This window comes from Pseudomonas sp. FBCC-B1667, assembly GCF_059133255.1.
Window position 1 is genome coordinate 4,049,102 of sequence record NZ_CP101437.1, and the last position, 21,780, is coordinate 4,070,881.

Here is a 21,780-nt window from a genome sequence, read left to right on the forward strand (position 1 = left end):
GCAAAAAATTGGCGTTTTAATCTTCGCACTGTGCATTTAATCGTTCCTGCACTGGAGCACTATTACCACGAGCTTTGGCCTTCAAGCGATAAGTAATCTTACAAACTTTGTCTTCTTTGCCTTCTTTAGTGACAGATAAAACGCCCTGATCACTATTGACTCTTGCAAAAATCTGACCACCTTGCCCGACCACACCGACATTCTTAGCTTGTTCATCGTAAACAGTGGCGCCAAAGGGTAGTGCTTTACCATCTGATTGGAGGGCGTTGATGAGTAGAGCCCTGCCCGTGGTGGTAGCGAATTTGACCATTACAATGGCACCAGAGCGTGGAACTACTTCTTTGCTTGTGCTTTGCAGTTCCACATCGTCAGAAATACCTTTTGGATCAATTTCCAGATTATTTATCCGATATGCACTTAAATTCGATACAACCGCTTGGCCAGCGCTATCAAGCCTTACACCTGGAGAACTACTGACACTGGCTCCCGCCGCCTCGGGCGCATCAATAATTGCCAAAGAATCACCAAGCGGCTGTCCAAATGTAATACCAGCTGGGTGCGCGACAACAGAACCATTGGCCCCCATGGAAAATTGGTCAGACTCACTGCCTTTGCTCAACGACGCACTAAGTTTCGATACTGAAGTGTTATATTGAGTGTAAACGCCAACATCGCTACTTGCAGTACTATTTTTTGGCCGATCGTGGCTTGCGCTTATACCATAATTTAATGCTTGATCATCTCCCGCTGACCCGCTCAAAGTACTTTGCGCGCTCGCGCCACCATCACTACTCGCGCTTACAGACGAACTTACGTAAGATCGGCTCCCCCGAGTTGAAGAACCTATTGGCAACGAAATATTAAACATATACTGGGAAGAATCGTTCCCATACATATCCTGAGTTCGCGATGCGCTAACGCCTGCAGAACCCCAACTGAAGTTTTTGCTTACCCCGCCCTGAAACTGCTTGTCGGTACCTGAGCTATTCCAATAATTCTGTACTGAAGTATTGAGGTACAGGTAGGAAGAATCACCGACGTTCTGACTAATATTCAACTGAGCCTTGCTGCGAGCATGCCGTATGGAGTCAACGGAGGTTTTTCTATTTCCAAGACTTTTGAGCATGTCTTGGGCATTCAGAGCGTCACTCATACCAAAATAGCCGTCTGTGGAATAACGGTATGCAGCAACGGTAAAGTTTGTACCAGTGCTTTGAACAATTTTATTGTATGTAAGGCGTGCGGATTGACCGGTAAAAATCTTTTCTGCAAGAACAGTTTTCGACACTGTTACGTCGGCCCCAAATGCGCCATATTGACTATTGAGCACGCTCCCAAAAAGGACCGAGTTATAGTCCTGCGCAGCGGATATACCGGTATAGCCTGTAATCAAATTATTCAGACCACGCTGATAGGTTGCTTGAGTAATCCAAGGCTTACTACCGTATGCTAGCTCGCGTGCTTGTCCTGCGGTTGTTGTATAGCGAGAGGCGCCCTCACGCAAAGAACGATTTACGGACGAAAATGGAACGATAAACGTATTTTTTTGGCCATCAGCTTCCGTTACGGTAACACTAAGATCCCCACTGCCACTGGCCGGGTTAATATCAGTTATTTCGAACGCACCGGGTGCGACTACCACTTCCTGAATGATAAAGCCATTTTGTGTTATCGTTACCAGCGCATTACTCTGTGCAACGCCACGTATTACGGGCGCATAACCACGTTTCGAATCTGGTAACATTCTATCGTCCGTAGTTAAGCGAACGCCCCGCGCTGAGACAGAATCGAAAAGCTCACCATCAGTAAATGTATCACCAGCAGTAAATTGCGAACTGATTGAGTCAATGTCACGCTGGGCGTAACTTTCAATTACTTGATGGGCTCCACCAGCATTTTTATCCCAGTTTAAAGATGAGCGCTGACGTAAACGCCAATTGCCAAAATTTGCACCATATGTTAAGCCAGCATAGGCTGCGCTATTATTGGTCATCTGGTTACTACTACGATAATAACTGGTATTGTAATCGATGAACGCTGCGTTCACGCCTGCATCTCTACGGTCAGGATTCACATAACCCTGTGGACGATTTAACAGGGAAGCCTGAGGAATGCTAATATCAAGCTTTTGGTCGGAGCTATTATAGTGATAAGTGGCATTGTCAATGCGACCAAAAATAGAATTGTGATTATCTGTATTGTCGCTGGCGTAAATTTTATCTACATCAACACCCAGTATTCCAAGCAGCTCTCTGGTTAAATCAGGTTCCGCCTGGCTTGTGATTTTACCGGGTATGAAACTTACATCGTATCGCCCAGACGCGACTCCATTAACACTAATATCAACGCTATAAATCCCTACATCGACTGGATTACCCTGACTATATCTATCTACATTAAGAGACCTTGCACCTGCACCCCACAACATGTCGCTATCGAAGCTAGCAAGCTTGTCTGATACATCGTACCCCATGGTTCCTGCAGAGACTTCTTGTGTAGACCAGGCAAAGAGAATACTTACACTTATAGCGTTTAACATAAAGCACTGTAGTGTTGAGTAGTTATTCTTTCGCATAGGATAAGAAAACATATAGGAAACTCACAAGAACAAAGCATCACACATATGGGGAGTAATCGAACAATGCTTTTGAGGACTAACGAATGGCAAATATTTCTTACGCGAAAAGATAAATTCGCGCGCCTACCTTTTTTAAATCCTGAGCGAGAGTTGCAAGCCCTGTTATTGTGGCAGTGACTGCTTAAACTCCTCAACTGCTCCGTAATCATTGACGGCGGAAAAAACGACCTGCATTTCTTTCGTTGGTGTGAATACACTATTAAACTTTAATATTCTACGTTCGCCTGGAGGGATCATGCTGTTGTCTAAATTTAGCTCTACAGATACATTTTTTACCTTTGCTGCGCTAATCGTCAAATAGTAAGGGCCAGGATTGAAAGCTTCCAAGCACCAAGCATCGGCATTTTTAGTAAGGCGCCACTGCATATTCGCCGCTGCTTTTTCTTGTTCTACATTTAGCCCTACCGGGCGATAAAAAAGCTTGACTCTGCTACGAAAGGATATTTTTAATTTGTTTTGCCCGTCATTTGACGATGACGGAACTTCCAGTACGTTCAACCAAAACACCGACTCCTTGTCTTGTGGTAGTGTCTTTTGGTCAGTGTAACGGACGCGAAGTGTTTGCCCTTGATGACCATCTACCCGAGCGATAGGTGGCGTCATAATAAACGGTGCTTTTGATGTTTCTGGCGTACTTTGAGGGTTACCGTCGTCTATCCATGACTGGATCAACAGAGGAGCTTCTCCTGTATTATCTAGCTTTACGGTCACTTCCCTCTGGTCAGAAGGGTAAATTACTCGAGTGCCACTGATAACAATTGCGGCCTGAGCGGTCGCTAAAAGTAGGCTTCCAACCAAGAACAGCCCATGAAATAAGTATTTCGAAGTGGAAATAGCGCTCATTAAACTTTCTCTTTAGGAGGTTTAAACTTATTTCTTGATGAGCCGCCGGAACGGCTCATCAATATTCAGTTTAGAAATAAACTACCGAGTAAACTACGCTCGACGTTACGGTACCTGTCCCTGGAGTAGCGCTTGTCGCATAATATTTAACGGTGTAAGGAAGAGTTGCAGTACCTGCAGGCGAAGTACCAGTCAAAGGCAAGTACGCGCTAGCAGGTACCACACCAAGGTTCAGTGGGGTAACGGCGTTTGCTCGGTAGATAGCCAAATCAACGCCCGTTGCGGCGCCGGTGTTGTTCAGGCGGCCGGCGGCATTCACGTTCATGCCTGGTTCAAAAAGTACAGCAACACCACCACCAGCAACTGCAGCACCAGTACAACCAGTCACGGAAATATTAAAGTTGGTGTCGCCTGCAGTACTGTTAATACCGCTAAGAGCAGTTTTGGAGATTGTTGGCAGTGTTACTGTCGAGATGCCAGTACCACCGTTAGCGGTTACAGAGCAGGTGACATCTTGAATTTTACCTGTGAAATTGATGGTACCGTCAGACGCTTGGGTCGACATAGCAATCATGCTCGCAACAGCGGCAACTACGAACGGGAACTTAATCATTTATTACTCCAAGGATAGATTGATAAAACATTTCAAAGCTTACAGCTCACTACTACTAGTTAGTGTTAGACCCACAAACCGTTAGCTGCGACCATTAGAAACGTTATGATCTATTTTTGGAATGAGAATTGTCTTAAAAAGGCTCAACCTACGTATTCGGCTTTCGCCGTATAAAGATGTACCATAAAATTCGCCCAGGGCAAGTCAGCAAAAAAATGGCTACCCCTGCGGCGCCTTTGTTGTGGATCGTTTTGATTCGCTAGCGTTGTATCACTGGTTCGAACAGGGTCAATAATAGAGGACCAGAGCAACTTGGAGGTTAATGTACAACTGATGGCAACGTCGAGATGTAAACTTACACCGGAGGCGATGATCCTCTCTAATCGAGGTCGCTTGTACCGCATGTTCTTTCGGCTTGAGATTAAAAGGTAAAAATTTGGTCGATATGAACCGGCGAGCGTCCTCCTAAATATACACCCTAAGAAACATACTTCTCCAGTAACGAAAAAGATCCCCATCAGTTGAAAAATTTACGCCAAAGGTAAGATACACGCGTCGAGACCCTTGGTTACATCAAAATATTTTAGCCTTCGAGGCATCCACATCGTTACTACCATCTGTTGTAACATGAACGTAAGTCTCACCCTGGCACCTTGCAGACCAGCCTAGAAATGCAGGGATAGCTGATTGATTACGGTCGTTTTTCATAAAAATCATAAAAATCAGAAAAATCTCATATATAAAAGCATCACATATATATAGATTCAATATCCGGAGGACAGTATGTAAACCTAACCTTCCAATCCTGAGGTGATTTGAAATGACGCAGAAAACCATACGTATACTCATTGCAGATCAGCAACACTTGCGACGCCTACATATCGAAAAGATGCTAAACCAACTTGGCTGCCATCGTATAGCAACGCTTAATTCGTTCGAAGAAGTCGTTGCCGCAACTTTGCTACCAGGCACGCCGTTCGACCTTGTGATTATTAATATGGATAATAAATCACAAATAAATAAAATTAAACATTACTGCCGAAACAACCCGCTGATACGTAAAGCCGTTTTTTATTACAACGAGTTCCCTGAGCTACAGGCCAATCATATAAGAAAGCTTTACTAAACAAGCTTGTAAGCACTAGGCGGAGAGTAGACGCCGCTTAAAAACCTTGAGTGCTTCCAAGCCATTTGATGAGCAAATCCCGGCGAACTCTAAAAAGGCTCTAAAAAATTTAGGTCTATTTGAATTATAGCGTTTTGAATTTTATAAAAAACGATATGGAATTACTAATCATTAACGTAAAAATCACGTCTGAGAATTTTCTAATATTCTCCTCTATTCAGAATTTTCTCAATAAAAAATTACCGTAGATCTCTAGCATAGCGCTATGACTACACAATCCAATCTGTTGCAAATCAACGCCTCATTTTCCGGTTTTCGTACTCCGGTTGTTCTATTACGGTTGCTTACCCTTAGCCTTTATTCCTGTATCACAATCATCGCCTGCACAATCATGTATTGGTCGATAACGGATACGCTTTCCAATTATCGTCGCCAGATGAACGAAGCGGCCTTCAATGCACAGTATTTTGTCACGCAACAGGACCGTTTGTTGAAATCTATTTCGACATCAACTGTACATAACATGGGATCGGCACTGGTATCGGATTTTGAGAAGCCCCGTTCTCTAGATGGTGGTCAGCTACGCCGATTTCCTCTAGAACACGATGGCATGCACCATCAATGGACGCTTATTTTAACCGACCGCGACTTGGTAGATATCGATAGCACTCAAAACAAACTGATCTACCTTTCCCCCGACCAGAGCGAGATTAGTAAGCTTTTTATATCAGATATATTTGGCGCTGAACTTAAATTGGACACCTCTTTTAATGGGCGCTGGGATCAAGATGAAGCACAGGAACTTTTAAACCAGAGTACAGGTATGAAAGCGCTCTGGCTTTCCACGTCAGATGGGAACTCAAAAAAAATATACCTACTGCGAAACGTCAATGATTTCAATACTGGAGACGGTTGGCTAGGTTTGGAGCTCAGTCAGATTGAGCATGCGTTTACCCCTTCAAATAGGTATCAAGGTAAGTATGTCCTTTATGATGCTGCTGGTGTGGCAGTGCTACACAGCGCCTCTTGGAATATTCCCGAAGCGCTATCGTATTTCCAGGCCACAGAAGATACTTTCGGAATAAAATGGAAGCATGGCCTACCTGACTACATAATACTGAACAAATCAGTGGGCGGCTCTGGGTGGAGGCTGGTTTATTATCTTCCAACGACGCAGTTGCTTCACGACACTTTGCTACCGTTGTACGGAACAACTCAGTCAACTCTCCTGCTGTGTTTCGGCATTTTTCTAGGCGCCCGCTACGTTCGTCGGCACTTGGTAGAGCCCGCCGCTCGTTATCACCATGCGCTATCGGAAAGTGTCTCTCTCAATAGTCGGATCATTGAGGTGGCTCCTGTGGGTCTGTGTCTCATTCGATGCGATACCGGTTCGTTGATACTGTCGAATGAGTCGGGCCGAACGTGGCTCGCTTTGATTCCCGAGCGGCTGAGGGGGATTATCAGCAGCTACCAAAACGGCATCCATACAATTGAACACGAATTATCGGATGGCCGCTTTATACAATTGACTTGCGCACCCATCGGTTACAGCGGCACAGCTGCAGTACTGTGCTGCATGAGCGATGTGACGGAATTCAAACGAACTGCACAGTCGATGCTGCTGGCTAAGAATCTGTCTGACCAAGCGAGCCGTGAAAAGACGCTTTTCCTAAGCACCCTTAGCCACGAAATCCGCACGCCCATGTACGGCATCTTAGGTTCTTTGGAAATGCTGCGTACCACTCAGTTGAGTGCCCAGCAGAATGATTACTTAGAAGCATCGCAGCAAGCTTCTTCTGCGTTGATGCGAACTATTAACGACAGTCTCGATATGTCATTGATCGATTCAGGTCGGTTGGTCTTGAATAAAGAATCATTCTCCCCTGTTCATTTGGTGGAAGAGGTGGCTCTTAACTACTCGGCCCGCGCTCGGAGTAAAGGACTGCAGTTATATGTAACCCTGGACCCAAGTACACCAGACAGAGTTATTGGCGATGGTGGACGTATTCGTCAAATTCTCAATAACTTGTTGAGTAATGCGATTAAGTTCACTGAGTCCGGGCATGTGATTCTTCGCCTGCATTGTGAACGCGAAGTTGATAATAACTGCCATCTACGTTTTCAAGTAGCCGACACGGGTCCGGGGATCGCTGATGAGTTCCAGCCGAAGTTGTTTGAGCCTTACTACCGCGTCCCCGGCAGGGTAAGTCAAAATACTCCCGGAACCGGGTTGGGGCTTGCTATATGCTCTAGATTGGCGCGCATGATGTGTGGCAGTTTAGAGGTATTCAGCGAACCAGGTCTAGGGTCAAGCTTCGACTTGAGCTTTGTCGTGGCTCAATGTTCCACGCCCTCGAAGCCTAAGCTGCTGATCCCGGATATCACACCAGTTTATGTATATGGCGATGTACCAGAGGTGGTGCAGAACCTATGCCAATGGCTTCACCGCTGGGGGTTTTTAGCAGCCACTTATACCGAAGGCGTCAATGTTAGAACGAATACATCTGTACTGGTAGAAGCCTTCTTGGGAGCGTCTAAGCCGGTTGCCTGGAGCGGCTCGCGAGTGATAATTCGCGCTCCAGGTATTCAACCGTTACAACGCCAAGCTAGTAGTAGCTGGATCGTCCGTACCTTCAACCTCGATAGCCTGCTTGGTGCCGTGATCCAGGCGCAGACAGGGATTGTCACGGAAATGCGTTTGTCACCCGCTCGTGATCGGGTGCTCAAGATGAATCTGAAGCTGCTCACGGTAGATGACAGTCCCATGGCACTGCAGGTGATTCTTCAGCAAACCACTTATCTGGGTAATGAGGTGGTGGCTGTCAAAAATGCTGATGATGCCTTAAAGCATGCAGACCTGATGTCCTTCGATGCGGTGTTGACCGATTTGCAAATGCAGCACATAGACGGCCTTGCTTTCGCTCGCACACTCCGCGAGCGTGGTTTTCTTGGACCAATCATAGGCATCAGTGGTGAGACGTCTCCAGAAATTAGAACTTGCTGCGAATCAGCGGGTATTCATCACCTACTAGTTAAACCAGTGCCTCTCGATGCGCTTTTCGAGGTACTTCAATCAGTTAAGAGAAATGTAAAATGATCATTTTCAAGACAATTCGTATTCTCGTGCTGGACGACCATCCAGTCCTCTGTATCCGGGTCAAGAGAATGCTTGAATATGCTGGGTTTGAGACGGTGCATACAGCACCTGACGCACGTCAAGCGCTGAACATGCTCCAGCATCAGGAATACGATCTGGTGTTGCTGGATTTGCAAATGCCCGATATGGATGGTGTACAGTTCATCAACGCCCTGAGCGGTATCAAACGGGCGCCAATCCTGGCGATCGTGTCTTCCTGTTCAAGACGCCTGATGAACAGCGTCAGCATGATGGCAAAGGAGAAAGGCTTAGCGGTATTGGGTACTTACCCCAAACCTCTGGACGCGTCGCACATTCAACATATTTGCACGACTCTAAGCACCGGGCAAAGTGGCACGACACGGATAAAATCCGAACACGAACCGATTTTCGACCGTGAAACGCTCGAGTTGGCAATCTCCCGCCGTGAACTGCATGCACGATTTCAGCCACGCAAATCACTAGCTACCGGCAAGACTATCGGTGCAGAGGCACTTGTGCGTTGGCAGCGGCCAGCGTTCGGTTTGCAGATGCCGGATTCGTTTCTTGCGTCGATCACACGTCACTCACTGGATCGCGACCTATTGTTTCTAATGCTTGATGACGCTATCAATGCTCAAAAGCACTGGCATTCATTAGGCCACCGAATCATAGTATCCGTGAACCTGCCAACCGGTTTGCTAGATGACCCAGATCTACCGGATCAGTTACATCATGTAACCTCAAGCGCAGGCATAGCGGCCAGCGATATCTGCTTCGAGTTGCTGGAGACTGAGATGCCCGTATCCGCTGGTCAATATCACATGGGCGCGAGCCGCCTGCGTCTGAAAGGCTTCGGCTTGGCACAGGATGACTTTGGCATGGGCTATAGCTCTCTGTACGGCCTGATTTCGACGCCATTTACTGAGATGAAGATTGACCGCCACTTCGTCAATGGCGCCGCAGCCGATGAGTCCCGCGCAGCTGCGCTGATGGCTGCGGTGCAGCTGGGCCGGCAGTTAGGGCTTGAAGTTGTAGCCGAGGGTGTAGAAACGTTTCGAGACCTTGAGTTTCTCCAAAGCATCGGCTGCGACAGCGTACAAGGGTTCCTTATTTCACCAGCCCTAGAGCCCGATGCCTTTACACAATTTTTGGGGCGTAGAGCTACGCCGCCGTTTTCACAACCGACCAGGCCATTTCCCTTATGCAAGACGCCCCATTAAGACGCATTGCACAGAACTTCCGGCGGTTGAATAGTCTATTGTTCGGAATTCTGCCGCTAATATTGATAATGGGCAGCGTGTTGTTTGCAGGGTTTCAGCGAGTAATCAATCAGGAGCAAGAGCGGATTGCCGTGGATTTTTCCCTGCTAACTCTTTATCTGGCTGAACAAGAAACGTTTCTTAAACGTCTCGATCATAACCGGATACTTGAATTCAGCAAGGAAACGGACCAGTCGACGCAAGTTTTCAGGGTCATGGATCAGCAGTTGGCGCAGAATGCTACTGTATTTAGAAGCTCTACTTCATTAGAAGACACACCGTTTAGTTTGATTTGCGAGAGTATTTCTTCGTGCCCACTGGATAACGTGGGGGCTGCACATTTGGGTCGTTACCTTGCTGATATCTATTCCAGCTTTTGGGTGCAATCAGGCTATCCAGCATCAACGTTGATGTTAGTGAATACCGATAAGGGGACCACCTATACCGTCCCCCTTCTGGGCAGTGTAAACCCGAGAATGCCGGCGTCTCTCGTCATGGCAGCTATCGCTACGATACGGGCTAATGCACCGGTGGATGATGAGATTCGTTGGACCGGGCTAACAAATTTTCCCGATTATATGATTACTTACACGCTCATCCACAATCCTGATCTTGAGAACAGTGCCGACAATACCTATGCGGCGACACTGACGTATCGTAACCGCATCAATATTTTTTCTACGCCTCTCAAGCGACGTTTTTACGATGAATATTGGTTGGAGAGCCTACACAACGGTCTGCTATTGGGGGACCGGCCCCTGCCGGATGTTGCTGATGAGGTAAGTTATCGTACAGAAGGGCTGGTTTTTAAGATCGACGATGACAGCAAAAAGTGGACTGCCTACTACATGCTGTCATACAAAAACTTACTTCGAGGCCATTACTGGCTGCTAATTGGAATTATCACAATATTGATACTCAGCCCGGTGGCCGGCTGGTTTTACGTGCGCTGGTACCAACGGCGCGTGATCGCGCCTGCACAGCAAGCCCATAGGCAAGTCGTGGAAAGTGACGAATTCAGCCGCATCCTGCTGGAAACATCTCCTATCGCCCTGTGCGTGTTGAGCTGTGAGAAGCGCCTGATCATCTTCGCCAACAGCCTGGCATTAAAGTGGTTTGATATCCAGGTCGGGGGCAGGCTGCAAGACAGTACGTTGCACGCCTCACTGCTGGAACAGATCCTCCAAGCCAAGGAGTCGGGGGCGGTCGAGTGCTACCAGAGTCCCAATGGTAACTCCTTCTATATCGCTTTCACTCCGACCCGATACCGCAACCAGGATGTAGTCATCAGCGCCTTCGTCGACCTTAGTGTGAGGACTCGACTCGAACAAGAATTGACTCAGGCGAAATTGACTGCGGACAAAGCCAGCAGTGCAAAATCTGTATTCCTCGCGACGATGAGCCACGAGATCCGCACACCGCTCTATGGCGTACTCGGGTCTTTGGAGTTGATGGGGCTTACCAACCTTGACTATGAGCAGAAGCAGTTGCTCGATCGGATCCAAATTTCATCCGAACTACTGCTTCAGATCATCAGTGATATTCTCGACATCACCAAGATTGAATCTGATCAACTCGTTCTTGGAGAGCAAGTTTTCGACCCTAGGATGTTGATACAAAGTTGCATCGCCGCACATATTGCTATGGCTCAGAAAAAAGATCTGCTGCTTTTCTCCAGCATTGATCCGGCATTGCCAGCAGCGTTGATGGGAGATACCGGGCGTATCAGACAGATCCTGACTAACCTCATCAGCAATGCGATCAAGTTTACATACTCAGGACATATCATCGTTCGCGCTCGTGTCGAGCCGGGGCTCAGTGGACATGTATTACTTACGCTGCAAGTGTCTGATACTGGAGTTGGAATAGGCAAAGATGAACAGAAGGCGTTGTTTACGCCCTTCCATCAGGTCGACGCGGACTCCCACACGATACAAGGGGCTGGTTTAGGTCTTTCGATCAGCGCCAGACTGGCAAAACTTATGGGTAGCGAAATCCGCCTAACGAGCGAGAAGGGATTGGGAAGTAGCTTCTCATTGCAGTTTGCTTTGCCTATTGCTTCCGAGCACCACACCACGCCGCAACCCGTTCTGAACGGAGCTCGTGTCTTCGTTTGCAGTGCTCATCACGAACTGACAGATAACCTGTGTCAGTGGCTGAACAAATGGGGGGCTCAAGCCAGTAAATTTGACGAGACTGCGCCCGATACCGAGTCTGCCGGTATCCTCGTGAGTTTGTTTGAAGGCAGCGCATCAGTGCCCTTACGAGCTGTCCATGGTCTTACGAAGATAAGTCTCGGGGGGACTTATGGACGGCTCAATGAAAATTTTGTCGATGTCTGCGACTATGCTGCTATCGGTTTTGCCATTGAGAATACTCTCCATGGCGAATCAATCATCGGCCGAATAAAGCCGGCTCCGAATTTGCTGAGTAACCACCTTTTACCACCGCTGCACCTAAATGTGTTGGTTGCTGAAGACAACGAGATCAACCAAGCGACCTTGGGCTATCAGCTCAAACAGTTGGGCTGCCAGAGCACTCTCGCAGCCGATGGCGCCGAAGCACTCGACCTCTGGAAAATTGGTAACTACGACGTTCTGTTAACCGATGTAAACATGCCGCGCATGAATGGGTACGAACTTGCAGGCAAGCTGCGTGCCCAACAAGATGATCGTCCCATTATAGGTATAACTGCCAATGCGATGAGCGATGAGGAAGATCGCTGCAAGGCTGCTGGAATGGATGCTTGTCTGGTCAAACCGGTGCAACTGCGGACGCTGTGGGATAGCCTGGCACAGCTTTCAAGTTTCGATGTCGAAAACGACAAAGAGACGCTGAAGGGGCTTCCACAACCAAGACAAGATCCAGATAGCCTACCGAGGGATTTAAGGGATATTTTCATTAGTACCATGTCCATGGATTTGGTTAAGCTAAAAGCAGCAATCCATGAGAAACAATACGACCTTATTTTTAGTCTACTGCACCGAATCCGAGGTTCTCTGGCGGTGGCAGGGTACGAGTCACTGATTCAGCAACTTGAAGCATTCGGAGACAGTCTGCGCGCCGCAGGTTTAACGGACGATATATACATGCAAAGTATCGAGTTGCTGCTAGTTCTAGAGCAAGTCAGCCAATCCGACAGTACCTTCTTGGTATAGCTGTCGGAAGTCTTTTCTGAAATGGATGAACCGTAAATGAAAACAATTCGTGTTTTGCTTGCCGACGATCATCCGCTGGTACTTGCAGCAGTCAGCAATTTATTAAACAACTCTCGTGATTACGAGGTAGTAGCGGCTGTTACCACTCCGAGTTCGCTGATCAGTGCGCTTTTAGCCACCCCATCAATTGATGTGGTGATCACCGACTATTTTATGGCTGGGGACGAGAAATTCGGGGACGGCATCAGGCTAATTAATTACTTGACCCGTCACTTTCCAAACGTCCATGTGATAGTTTTGACAATGATGTCCAACGCTATGATTATATCTAAGCTGTATGAAATTGGTGTTTGCTCAGTTCTGCTTAAACGGCATGACATGCGTGAGGTTCTCATTGCCCTAAACAGCGTTTCTCGAGGACGTATTTACCATCCCCCTTGCATTGAGCAAGACGAGCCGCTCAATGCTACTCCTCGCTCAACGACAAACAGTATTAGCCAACTAACGCCCAAAGAATACGAGGTTTTGCGACACTTCATGCGCGGAGAGTCAATGACTCAAATAGCCGCCAACTTGAAGCGTAGCGTTAAGACTATTAGCGCTCAGAAAATCTCAGCGATACGTAAATTGAATTTAGACAGTGACCAAGCATTGGTGGCATTTTGTATCGAGTCTGGCGAGTTTCAATAGTGCGTAAAATATTATCTAGTCTGCGCACCACACATTACATTCCAGATGCCCCAGAAAATTAACGGGCACTTATTTTCCAAATGGGGTTCCGTGTGTCTTTCAAACACGCGGAAAGATAAAACACCTCCAATAATAGTTCAAGCGCTAGTCTTAACCCCCTGAACGCCTGCCAACTTCTCGCAACTAGTAATTTAACTTATTAGAGGGATGGGGTTGATTAATAGTGCTTTTATTCCTACCCTATATAGCTTTTCACTAGTTCTTTTGTGGTGAGCTGGCTAATTAGATATCTATAATCCAAGCTTGCTTATCAGATTATTCCTAAAGACAAAGGCGCAGTTAGTAGTCTAGCCTAGCAGTTGTTTTTTTACGCCTTCCCATTTCGGACCTTAACGGTACGCCTCGGAGTTGAGCGAACTTCTTCTTTTTATTATCTGGTGAGTAAATTTTAATATGCATGATTTTTTTGGGATGTTGTTTGTTATCTTTTGTCTGGTCGTCGTCGCCTGCTGTTATATTGAGTCTCAGAGTGATCGTTAACCATAAGCTGTGCCTTATGAGCATTGGCACAGCTCTCGCAGTACCTGAAAATGGTACAACCATCAAGCCTAAGATATCTATACCAGCGATACCAATGCGAACTTAGCGAATTAGAAGCAGCGGCGTACAGGGCCTCCCTACTTAAAACATCACTTCTAATGTAGTATCCATAACTGAACTTATAGACCGACTGGGGATTTTAACGGAGCAAGCGATAAAGCTAGAGGAGTATGCTTGCAAATTTTGCGACCAACTGAGTGTGGCTCTCATAGATAACACGAGATCTGAGATTGCAAATCAAAAACTGGATGTTGCATTTCTAGAAAGATTCAAGCGCGAAGTTACTGAGGCGATTGGATCATCCGCAAAGAAATTTTATTTGTTCAAACGATTAACATTCGGCGAATGTGTCGCCAATAGTTAAAACTTTAGTCTCCCGCGCGAAGCTTTTCTTTAGGAAAACGATACCTATCACGTCTTCGACACATAAGACTCCGGTGGTGGTCGTGCCAGAGTTCAGGCGAGCTGAAAATCCGACTTTTTCAACAGAATCGACCCAGGCTGTGTGAAAACACGCTAAACAACTCGACAACAGAGAGTCGCGAGGGGTTGCCTATGGAATCAGCGGGCGGAAGCGCGAATAGCTTAGTCAGTGACATAAAAGTTCCTAATGCCGTATGGGCCGCGTCAGCGGCCCAAACGACTACTAACTGGCGAGCTAAGTGGCTGGGTTCACGCCCTAATCGCCGCAAGCAGTCCTGCGATGCCGAAGATGCTCATCATTCGTTGCTCACCCTCGGTAGGGTTTTGGTCGGGAAGTGGGTACTTCCCATCCAATACTTGAGCGCTCCAAAAAGGATGTTCAACGGCCTGTCGACGAACCCTCATCATCGCTGGATCATGTTCTAGCCGAACTTGCATTGCATCGACTACAGCCTCATGTTCCCAGCGTTTCACACGGCGCTGCTTACCCGTCGTACGTTGCTTTTGCATTGAGCAGGACTGGCAGCCCGAGAAGTAGTAACAATGCAATAACATGCCTTCTTCCATCGACGAATGCCGCCTGGTTAGTAGCTGCTCCGCAGGACATCGATACTCGTCCGATGCCGCAAGATAGAGGAAGCCCTGCTTACCAAATCGGCCTTCGGCTTTGCTGCCAGATGTGAGGGTTTCGGTACGAAGGTAGTAATGCCCGCTTGCTCGCAAGCAAGGATTTCCAGGCCTTCGTAGTAGCCTCGGTCGGCCATCACCGTTAGCGATTCAGCCTCGATATCTACACGCGCTTGGCAGGCTTCACCGGCTCTATCGTTGACCAATCGGTGGTACCGAAAGGGAATGCCGTGAGATCCATTGTTGCCTCGACATGCAATAAATGCGAACCGTAACCATCTGGCAGTCGTGCCGATAGACACAGACGGTCTGCATTTATGGGATCCAGGTGCCGCGAACCCGCGACGGGCGGACGAGCCATCTCACCGTTGCTTCTGGTTTAGCGTACTAGCGGTGGTTGCGATAGCGTTCGGTCAAGGACTGCACGAGGGTGACGTAGGATTGCGTCTCGGCGTAGGGAGGCACCCCGTTGTACTCGACCACGGACGCTTCGCCAGCGTTATAGCCTGCCAATGCCAGCACCTGGTTGCCGTTGAAGCGCTTGAGCAACCAGGCCAGGTAGCGCACGCCGCCACGAATGTTCTGTCGTGCGTCGAACGGATCGTCCACGGCGAAGCGCTCGGCGGTGGCGGGCATCAGCTGCATCAGCCCCTGCGCGCCGGCCTCGGAAATGGCGTTGGGGCGAAACGCCGATTCAGCATGAATCACTGCGCGGACCAGCGCCCTGTCGACACCGTAATGCCCCGAAGCGGCTTCGATCTCCTGCCGATAGGAATCAGTGTCCAGGCGCAGTGAGGCGACCTTGAAATCCTTCGGCACCCTGCACAGATAGCAACCCTTGATGAAATAGAGCTCAAGGACATTGACCCGTGCGGAGATCCCTATGGGGCGTCGGCTTACATATTGACGAATACCCTTGTGCATGAAGGTGAACACCCGAACCCGCACCGCGGCTGAATCGTTGTCCTGCACAAGCTGTGGCAGATTAGTCGCCTTGGTGCCGACACCGGACATGCCATTCTGGCGAGTGCAGCGGGCGTTGGTGATGGCTTGGCTGGTGTAGCTGATGGCTCCGTCACCGGCTTGGCACTTGAACATGGCGCTGGCGCACAGTGGAGCGGCCAGCAAGGCCAGCTCGATGCAGCCAGGAAGACTCTTGCGAACCCATCGCCGTGCTCTGGAACTCATCACATCGCTCCGCGCCTCGGGCACTTGGCCCGGGCGCTACCTTTGGAGGGCCTATTCTGCTCGACGCGCCTTTTGTTCTGATAGTTATACCCCTTGTAACCGGCACTGGAACGTGCGTTGACGTACGGGCTACCCGCATTCCCAGGCAAGGCTCAGGCGTGATGTTTTCCTGGTTCCGTTGAACCCCGCCGCCACGCGCCGATCTAGCCTCCGCTGTCACCTTTCGTTGGTGTCACAGCCGAGCCTGCCAACAGGCCGCCTATTGAACTCACTGCCGGTGATGTACGTCGCTTGTCCGAGGCCAGTAACAGCGCCACGGAAAAACTGACGCTGGAGCAGGCTATCGCCACAGGCGAGCTGAAAGTCGATGGCAAACGCGGCCAGCTCGATGACGTTGCGTTCTGGTTCAACATCCCACGCCATGAAGCATCCCTGATGTTGTGAAACACGCGGTTGCAATCCACCGGGACGAGCGTCCTGCACAGACCACCGATTTCGCTCAAAACACCTGTTGCTGTCCAGCAAACGTCAAACACTTGGGGTTGGCCAGTCATGAAGGTTGGCGTCGCTGCGCTTACCTTCTGCGCTCTTTGCGACTCAAGATAAAAAAGGAAACGTCAGATGACACGCATACGAAAGTGGCTACCGCAGCTCGCGTTGGTAACAGCTGCGATGATCGGGCTTTCGGCAACCGCAGCAGCTGCCGATAAACCCAATATTCTGGTGATATTCGGCGATGACATTGGGCAGACCAATATCAGCGCCTATTCCATGGGCGTTGTGGGTTACAAGACGCCGAACATAGACCGCATCGCCAACGAAGGCATGATGTTTACCGACTACTATGCGGAGAACAGTTGCACCGCCGGTCGTTCGAGCTTCATTACCGGGCAGTCGCCGCTGCGTACCGGCTTGACCAAAGTAGGATTGCCGGGTGCCCCGATTGGCATTCAAAAACGTGATATCACCATCGCTCAGGCACTCAAGTCCCAAGGCTACGCCACCGGCCAATTCGGCAAAAATCACTTGGGCGACAAGGACGAATACCTGCCGACCCATCACGGTTTCGACGAGTTTTTCGGCAACCTGTATCACCTCAATGCCGAAGAGGAACCCGAGCGTCCGTACTGGCCGAAGGACGATCCGGATTTTGTCAAAGCCGCTTCACCGCGCGGGGTCATTCATAGCTACGCCGACGGCAAGATCGAAGACACCGGCGCGCTGACCGCCAAACGCATGGAAACCATCGACGACGAAACCACCGCGGCGGCGCAATCCTTTATCCAGAAGCAGGTCAAAGCCGACAAGCCTTTCTTCGTCTGGATGAACACCACGCGCATGCATGCGTTTACTCACGTGCGCGAATCCAATAAAGGCCTGAGCGGCATGCCCGGCAACGATTACGCGGACGGCATGCTTGAGCACGATGGCGATGTGGGCAAGTTGCTGAAAACCCTCGACGACTTGAAAATCGCCGACAACACCATCGTCGTCTACACCACCGACAATGGTCCGAACCAGTTCACCTGGCCGGATGCGGCGACCACGCCATTCCGTAACGAGAAAAACTCCAACTGGGAAGGTGCCTTCCGGGTACCGGCAATGATTCGCTGGCCAGGCAAGATCAAGGCCGGCGAAGTCGCCAACGGCATGTTCTCAGGACTGGACTGGTTCCCGACATTGCTCGCGGCAGTCGGGGATACCGAGGTGAAGGACAAGTTACTCAACGGCTGGGCGCCGGTTGCGGGCGGCACCCAGTTCAAAGTCCATCTCGACGGCTACAATCAGCTGCCGTACCTGACCGGGCAACAGCCGAAGACAGCACGCAATGAGTTCTATTACTTCAATGATGACGGGATGCTGGTCTCCATGCGTTTCGGTGACTGGAAAGCCGTCTTCGCCGAACAGCGTGCCCCGGGTGGCTTTGAAGTCTGGAGCAACCCGTTCACACCACTGCGGGTGCCGAAAATCTTCAACTTGCGCATGGACCCTTATGAACGTGCAGACGTGGTTTCCAATCAGTATTACGACTGGAGCGCCAAGCATATTTACCTCATCAGCATGGCCACGATGAAGGCAGCAAAGTTCCTGCAAACCTTCGTTGAGTATCCGCCCAGCCAGAAACCCGCGAGCTTCAGCATCGACCAGATTCGTGCAGCCGTCGACGCGAAAATCGAACAGCAACAGAAAGCTCAATCCGCACAGTAATCCGCAGCGCCGCTCCTCATTGAGGGGCGGTTTGTCCGCTGTGTTTTGGGTTTTGTTTTTTTTGTTTGGGTATTGATGCAGCTGAAAGTTAAAGCGCTACTGTCTCACTTAAGTCCATCAGTTAAAACGCTCTACCAAACCGTGCAGGTATTCGGCCATTGCTTCCAGATCCTGGCTGGTCGCGGCACAGCCAAAAAAATGGCCCGCATGCGGGCGGGCCAAATAGGAGTTCTTTAAAGGAGCAGGGGTAATCTGCGCTCCATTCTGTGAGCGCAGCGTGAAAAGCATGTCGCCGAAACGAAAACAGTCGATTGAAGCAAACGCGCTGCTTTTGCGGATGCCGGTATTTTTGAATGGCATCCATTTCAACTTTTCCTGGCTTTGCGCCGTTGTCAGATCTAAAGCTAGCACTGGCCCGGTGCGGCATTGGCGCCTTCAGAGGCTTGCCATGGTGGTCGATACCGCTCAGCACGGCTCGCTCAAATACTTTTGATTTCCACTCGCTGGCATCTCCGGCCGGCTTGGGCGCTGATCCTCCTGTGCTTCGAGTCCCGGGACGTAAATAAAGCAGCCCTCCTGCGCGAAGAGTCATGCCATCGCGCACCGATTCCTTGGGCTGTCTCTGTAACGATTGCTGTCTTGGCGGTGGATTTACTGTCCATAAATGATCTCAGACTCCATTGGTTTGATGCGTGCGCGGCCACTCTCATCCTCAACGTAAAGCGCATGTTCTATCCTCTCCTCCAACCAACAATTTCGGACATCAACATGCCTGCCCCCGAATCCACCCTTCTCCAAAGCTGGCACCACAACGCTCGATCCTGGATCGAAGCGATCCGCACCGGCGCCATTGAAAGCCGCCAGCAGGTCACCGACCAGGCCATTTTGCTGGCGGTGATGGGCCGCCAGCCTGAGCGCGTGCTCGACCTGGGATGTGGCGAGGGCTGGTTGTTGCGCGCGCTGGCTGACCGGGGCATCGAGGCGGTGGGTGTGGACGGTGATGCAACGCTGGTCGAGTCGGCGCGGGCAGCAGGCTCTTCGCCGGTACATTTGGCAAATTATGAGGAGTTGGTGGAGGCGAAGGTCAACGTCGGCAACAACTTCGACCTGATCTGCGCCAACTTCGCACTGTTGCACCAGGACATCATCCCTCTGCTTGAGGCCATGAGCGCCTTGCTCGTGCCTGACGGCAAAATGGTGATTCAGACACTGCATCCATGGACCGCAGCGGCGAGCGACTACCAGGATGGTTGGCGGGAGGAGACCTTTGCCGGATTCGAGGGACAGTGGCAACCCATGCCTTGGTACTTTCGCACCCTGTCCAGTTGGCTCAATGCGCTAGACATGGGCGGTTTTCGGCTGGTTGCCTTGCAAGAGCCGCAACACCCGCAAAGTCCTGTACCGCAGTCGCTGTTGTTGGTGGCCGAGCGGCGGGAGTCATCGCCGTTGTGATCGTCACTGCGGCTGAAAGGTTTGCAGATAGGCCAGCAGGTTTTCGATCTTTTCGGGATCGCTGAGCCCCCAGAAAATCATGCGTGTTCCAGGAACCACCTGTTTCGGCGCTTTGAGGTACGCGGTCAGTGTTTCGCGGGTCCAGACGATACCGGCGGATTTCATCGCGTCGGAATACAGGTAATCCGTGGTGCTGCCGGAATGCCGGCCAAAGATGCCGTTGAGCTGCGGACCAAATGAACCCCGTGCCGATTCCCCGACCTGATGGCAGCCTCCGCAGATCCGTTTGAACAACGTGGCACCCGCTTCAGCATCGCCGGCCGCGTGTGCTTGAAGGCTGAATACACCTGCGGCGAGCAGCACGCTAAAAGTGAGCGCAGCGGCTTTCTTCATGTTCACTCCCAATCGTGTTTCGTCAGGCGCGAGAGTCTACGCAAAGAATGGCTGTCGTCGTAACCCACGGCGCCATTAAGGGTTACTCGCTGGCGAACTCGAAAACTGGCAACGTTTCGGCACCGACCCGGTCAGTGTTCTCGGTGCGTGGGAACTGGCACAGATCGAGCGGCTACTGGCGCATGCCGAGCCGCAGCGAGGAACCGAACGAAAGGGGCTTTTTGTGCGGTAAGGATGTTTCAGAGCTGCTGGCGAAAATCCGTGGGCGACAACCCGGTCCAGCGCTTGAAGGCGCGGGTGAAATTGCTGGTGTCACTGAAACCCAATAGAAAGGTGATTTCAGTCACCGGCCGCGATGCCTGACTCAGGTAGCTGTACGCCAGCTCCTTGCGGGTGTCGTCGAGCAGTTGCTGGAAATGCGTGCCACGCTGGGACAGCTTGAGCTGCAACTTGGTCGGGCTCATGTGCAGCGCGCCAGCCACCTTGTCCCGGGTGCAATCGCCGTCCGGGAGGAACTCGATTATTTTCTGGGTGACGCCGGTGATCACATCGTTTTTATCGAGCCGCGCCAGGTAACTGATGATGATGTTGTCGTTGACCTGGGCCAGCTCCGGACACGATCCGCTGAGCGGCTGCATCATGTCCGCCTTGTTGAACACCATCAAGCTGCTGGCCTGCCCGAAAAATACTGGCGACCTGTACAACGCCTCATAAGGCCCCCCGCCTTCGTGGGGCATGGGGCGGCAGAACTCCATCCGTACCGGTTTGAACTCCTGCTTATAGAGCAGGCGCATGGTTCGGATCAGAAAGCCGAAAAACGCATCTTCAGTCTCGAAACACAACTCCAGCAGGTGATCGCAGCGGAACAGCACCTGGTCATCCATCTGAGTGACATGGACCTTGGCGACCTGGGACACCAAGCGGAAATAACGCTCCAGTCGCCGGCAGAAATCCACCAACGTGCCACTGGCCGCCAGGGAATAGCCCAGGGCATGCAAGTGTGTCAGATGAATGTGCTTGGCCACGGTCAGCCCGAAATACGGGTTGTTCGTCACATCGACGCAAGCGCGATACAGTTTGGTCATCGTCGCGACCGGCAGGCGGGCCATCGGATCGGTAGCGACGCCCAGCGGAACGCCCATCGCGAGGAAAATCCGTTTGCTGTCGACCCCGCTGGCGTCCAGCGCGCGGGCGATGGCCACGGTATAGCTACTGATGGTGGTGGGCTGCAATGCTTCTTCACGCAACGATGTTTCGGTGCCGGGCGTATCCATTTTCGAACCTGACATGGGCCTGCCTACTGGGGATGCGAAATCCGATACTCGCCCCCGGCCGTCCATCGGTCAATGCTCGGTGATGGGCATTTCCACGATGTTCCAGTGCTTGGCGCGATAGTCACCTGCCCCACTGACCAGCGAATTGACTCTATTGACCAGTGGTGCGC

General features: G+C 50.4%; 15 protein-coding genes and 2 pseudogenes. 9 read left to right on the forward strand and 8 right to left on the reverse strand.

Features of this window, described 5'->3' with window-relative positions; translation table 11 throughout:
* Positions 1–16: 16 nt before the first annotated feature.
* The 3 genes from NL116_RS18695 to NL116_RS18705 all read right to left on the reverse strand — a co-directional run bounded on the left by NL116_RS18695 (position 17) and on the right by NL116_RS18705 (position 4,094).
* A complete protein-coding gene (locus tag NL116_RS18695; RefSeq protein ID WP_494373478.1) occupies positions 17–2,590 on the reverse strand; it encodes a fimbria/pilus outer membrane usher protein in 2,574 nt (857 codons plus the stop codon).
* Between the two features lie 150 nt (positions 2,591–2,740).
* Complete coding sequence (locus tag NL116_RS18700) at positions 2,741–3,481, reverse strand: fimbrial biogenesis chaperone (RefSeq protein WP_494373479.1); 741 nt, start codon at positions 3,479–3,481, stop codon at positions 2,741–2,743.
* A gap of 70 nt (positions 3,482–3,551) precedes the next feature.
* On the reverse strand, positions 3,552–4,094 hold the full coding sequence (locus NL116_RS18705) for a fimbrial protein (RefSeq protein ID WP_494373480.1): 543 nt from the start codon (positions 4,092–4,094) through the stop codon (positions 3,552–3,554).
* A gap of 820 nt (positions 4,095–4,914) precedes the next feature.
* On the opposite strand from NL116_RS18705, the gene NL116_RS18710 reads away from it, so the two are divergent.
* The 5 genes from NL116_RS18710 to NL116_RS18730 all read left to right on the forward strand — a co-directional run bounded on the left by NL116_RS18710 (position 4,915) and on the right by NL116_RS18730 (position 13,445).
* Positions 4,915–5,220 carry a hypothetical protein gene (locus NL116_RS18710; protein WP_494373481.1) on the forward strand — a complete coding sequence of 102 codons (306 nt, stop codon included), beginning with the start codon at positions 4,915–4,917 and terminating at the stop codon, positions 5,218–5,220.
* A gap of 265 nt (positions 5,221–5,485) precedes the next feature.
* On the forward strand, positions 5,486–8,317 hold the full coding sequence (locus tag NL116_RS18715; RefSeq protein WP_494373482.1) for an ATP-binding protein: 2,832 nt from the start codon (positions 5,486–5,488) through the stop codon (positions 8,315–8,317).
* A complete protein-coding gene (locus tag NL116_RS18720) occupies positions 8,314–9,558 on the forward strand; it encodes an EAL domain-containing response regulator (protein ID WP_494373483.1) in 1,245 nt (414 codons plus the stop codon). The genes NL116_RS18715 and NL116_RS18720 overlap by 4 nt, the downstream gene beginning before the upstream one ends.
* Positions 9,540–12,755, forward strand: a complete 3,216-nt coding sequence (locus NL116_RS18725; protein ID WP_494373484.1) for a hybrid sensor histidine kinase/response regulator — start codon at positions 9,540–9,542, stop codon at positions 12,753–12,755. Before NL116_RS18720 ends, NL116_RS18725 begins: the two co-directional genes overlap by 19 nt.
* 36 nt (positions 12,756–12,791) lie before the next feature.
* Positions 12,792–13,445 (forward strand): response regulator, encoded by a 654-nt coding sequence (locus tag NL116_RS18730; protein ID WP_494373485.1) that lies wholly within the window; start codon positions 12,792–12,794, stop codon positions 13,443–13,445.
* 1,272 nt (positions 13,446–14,717) lie between these two features.
* On the opposite strand, the pseudogene NL116_RS18735 reads toward NL116_RS18730, so the two are convergent.
* Both NL116_RS18735 and NL116_RS18740 read right to left on the reverse strand, forming a co-directional pair.
* Positions 14,718–15,277: pseudogene (locus NL116_RS18735) on the reverse strand (transposase); the annotation flags it as partial.
* A 205-nt stretch (positions 15,278–15,482) separates the two neighbouring features.
* On the reverse strand, positions 15,483–16,283 hold the full coding sequence (locus NL116_RS18740) for a lytic transglycosylase domain-containing protein (protein WP_494373486.1): 801 nt from the start codon (positions 16,281–16,283) through the stop codon (positions 15,483–15,485).
* A gap of 291 nt (positions 16,284–16,574) precedes the next feature.
* Here NL116_RS18740 and NL116_RS18745 point away from each other — a divergent pair, with 291 nt between their 5' ends.
* Positions 16,575–16,727 (forward strand): hypothetical protein, encoded by a 153-nt coding sequence (locus tag NL116_RS18745; protein WP_494373487.1) that lies wholly within the window; start codon positions 16,575–16,577, stop codon positions 16,725–16,727.
* A 177-nt stretch (positions 16,728–16,904) separates the two neighbouring features.
* Positions 16,905–18,491 carry an arylsulfatase gene (locus NL116_RS18750; protein ID WP_494373488.1) on the forward strand — a complete coding sequence of 529 codons (1,587 nt, stop codon included), beginning with the start codon at positions 16,905–16,907 and terminating at the stop codon, positions 18,489–18,491.
* Between the two features lie 117 nt (positions 18,492–18,608).
* Here the strand turns inward: NL116_RS18750 and NL116_RS18755 are convergent, their stop codons facing one another.
* Positions 18,609–18,851, reverse strand: coding sequence for a hypothetical protein (locus NL116_RS18755; RefSeq protein ID WP_494373489.1), 243 nt, complete (start codon positions 18,849–18,851; stop codon positions 18,609–18,611).
* A gap of 408 nt (positions 18,852–19,259) precedes the next feature.
* Here NL116_RS18755 and NL116_RS18760 point away from each other — a divergent pair, with 408 nt between their 5' ends.
* A complete protein-coding gene (locus NL116_RS18760; RefSeq protein ID WP_494373490.1) occupies positions 19,260–19,943 on the forward strand; it encodes a class I SAM-dependent methyltransferase in 684 nt (227 codons plus the stop codon).
* Positions 19,944–19,946: 3 nt separating this feature from the next.
* Here the strand turns inward: NL116_RS18760 and NL116_RS18765 are convergent, their stop codons facing one another.
* The gene (locus tag NL116_RS18765) at positions 19,947–20,336 is read right to left on the reverse strand and encodes a c-type cytochrome (protein WP_494373491.1); all 390 of its coding nucleotides are present in this window, start codon (positions 20,334–20,336) and stop codon (positions 19,947–19,949) included.
* 91 nt (positions 20,337–20,427) lie between these two features.
* Here NL116_RS18765 and NL116_RS18770 point away from each other — a divergent pair.
* A pseudogene (locus NL116_RS18770) lies at positions 20,428–20,568 on the forward strand (DUF7693 family protein); the annotation flags it as partial.
* 7 nt (positions 20,569–20,575) lie between these two features.
* Here the strand turns inward: NL116_RS18770 and NL116_RS18775 are convergent.
* Entirely contained in the window at positions 20,576–21,625 is a 1,050-nt protein-coding gene (locus tag NL116_RS18775) for an AraC family transcriptional regulator (protein WP_494373492.1), read from the reverse strand.
* Between the last annotated feature and the right edge of the window lie 155 nt (positions 21,626–21,780).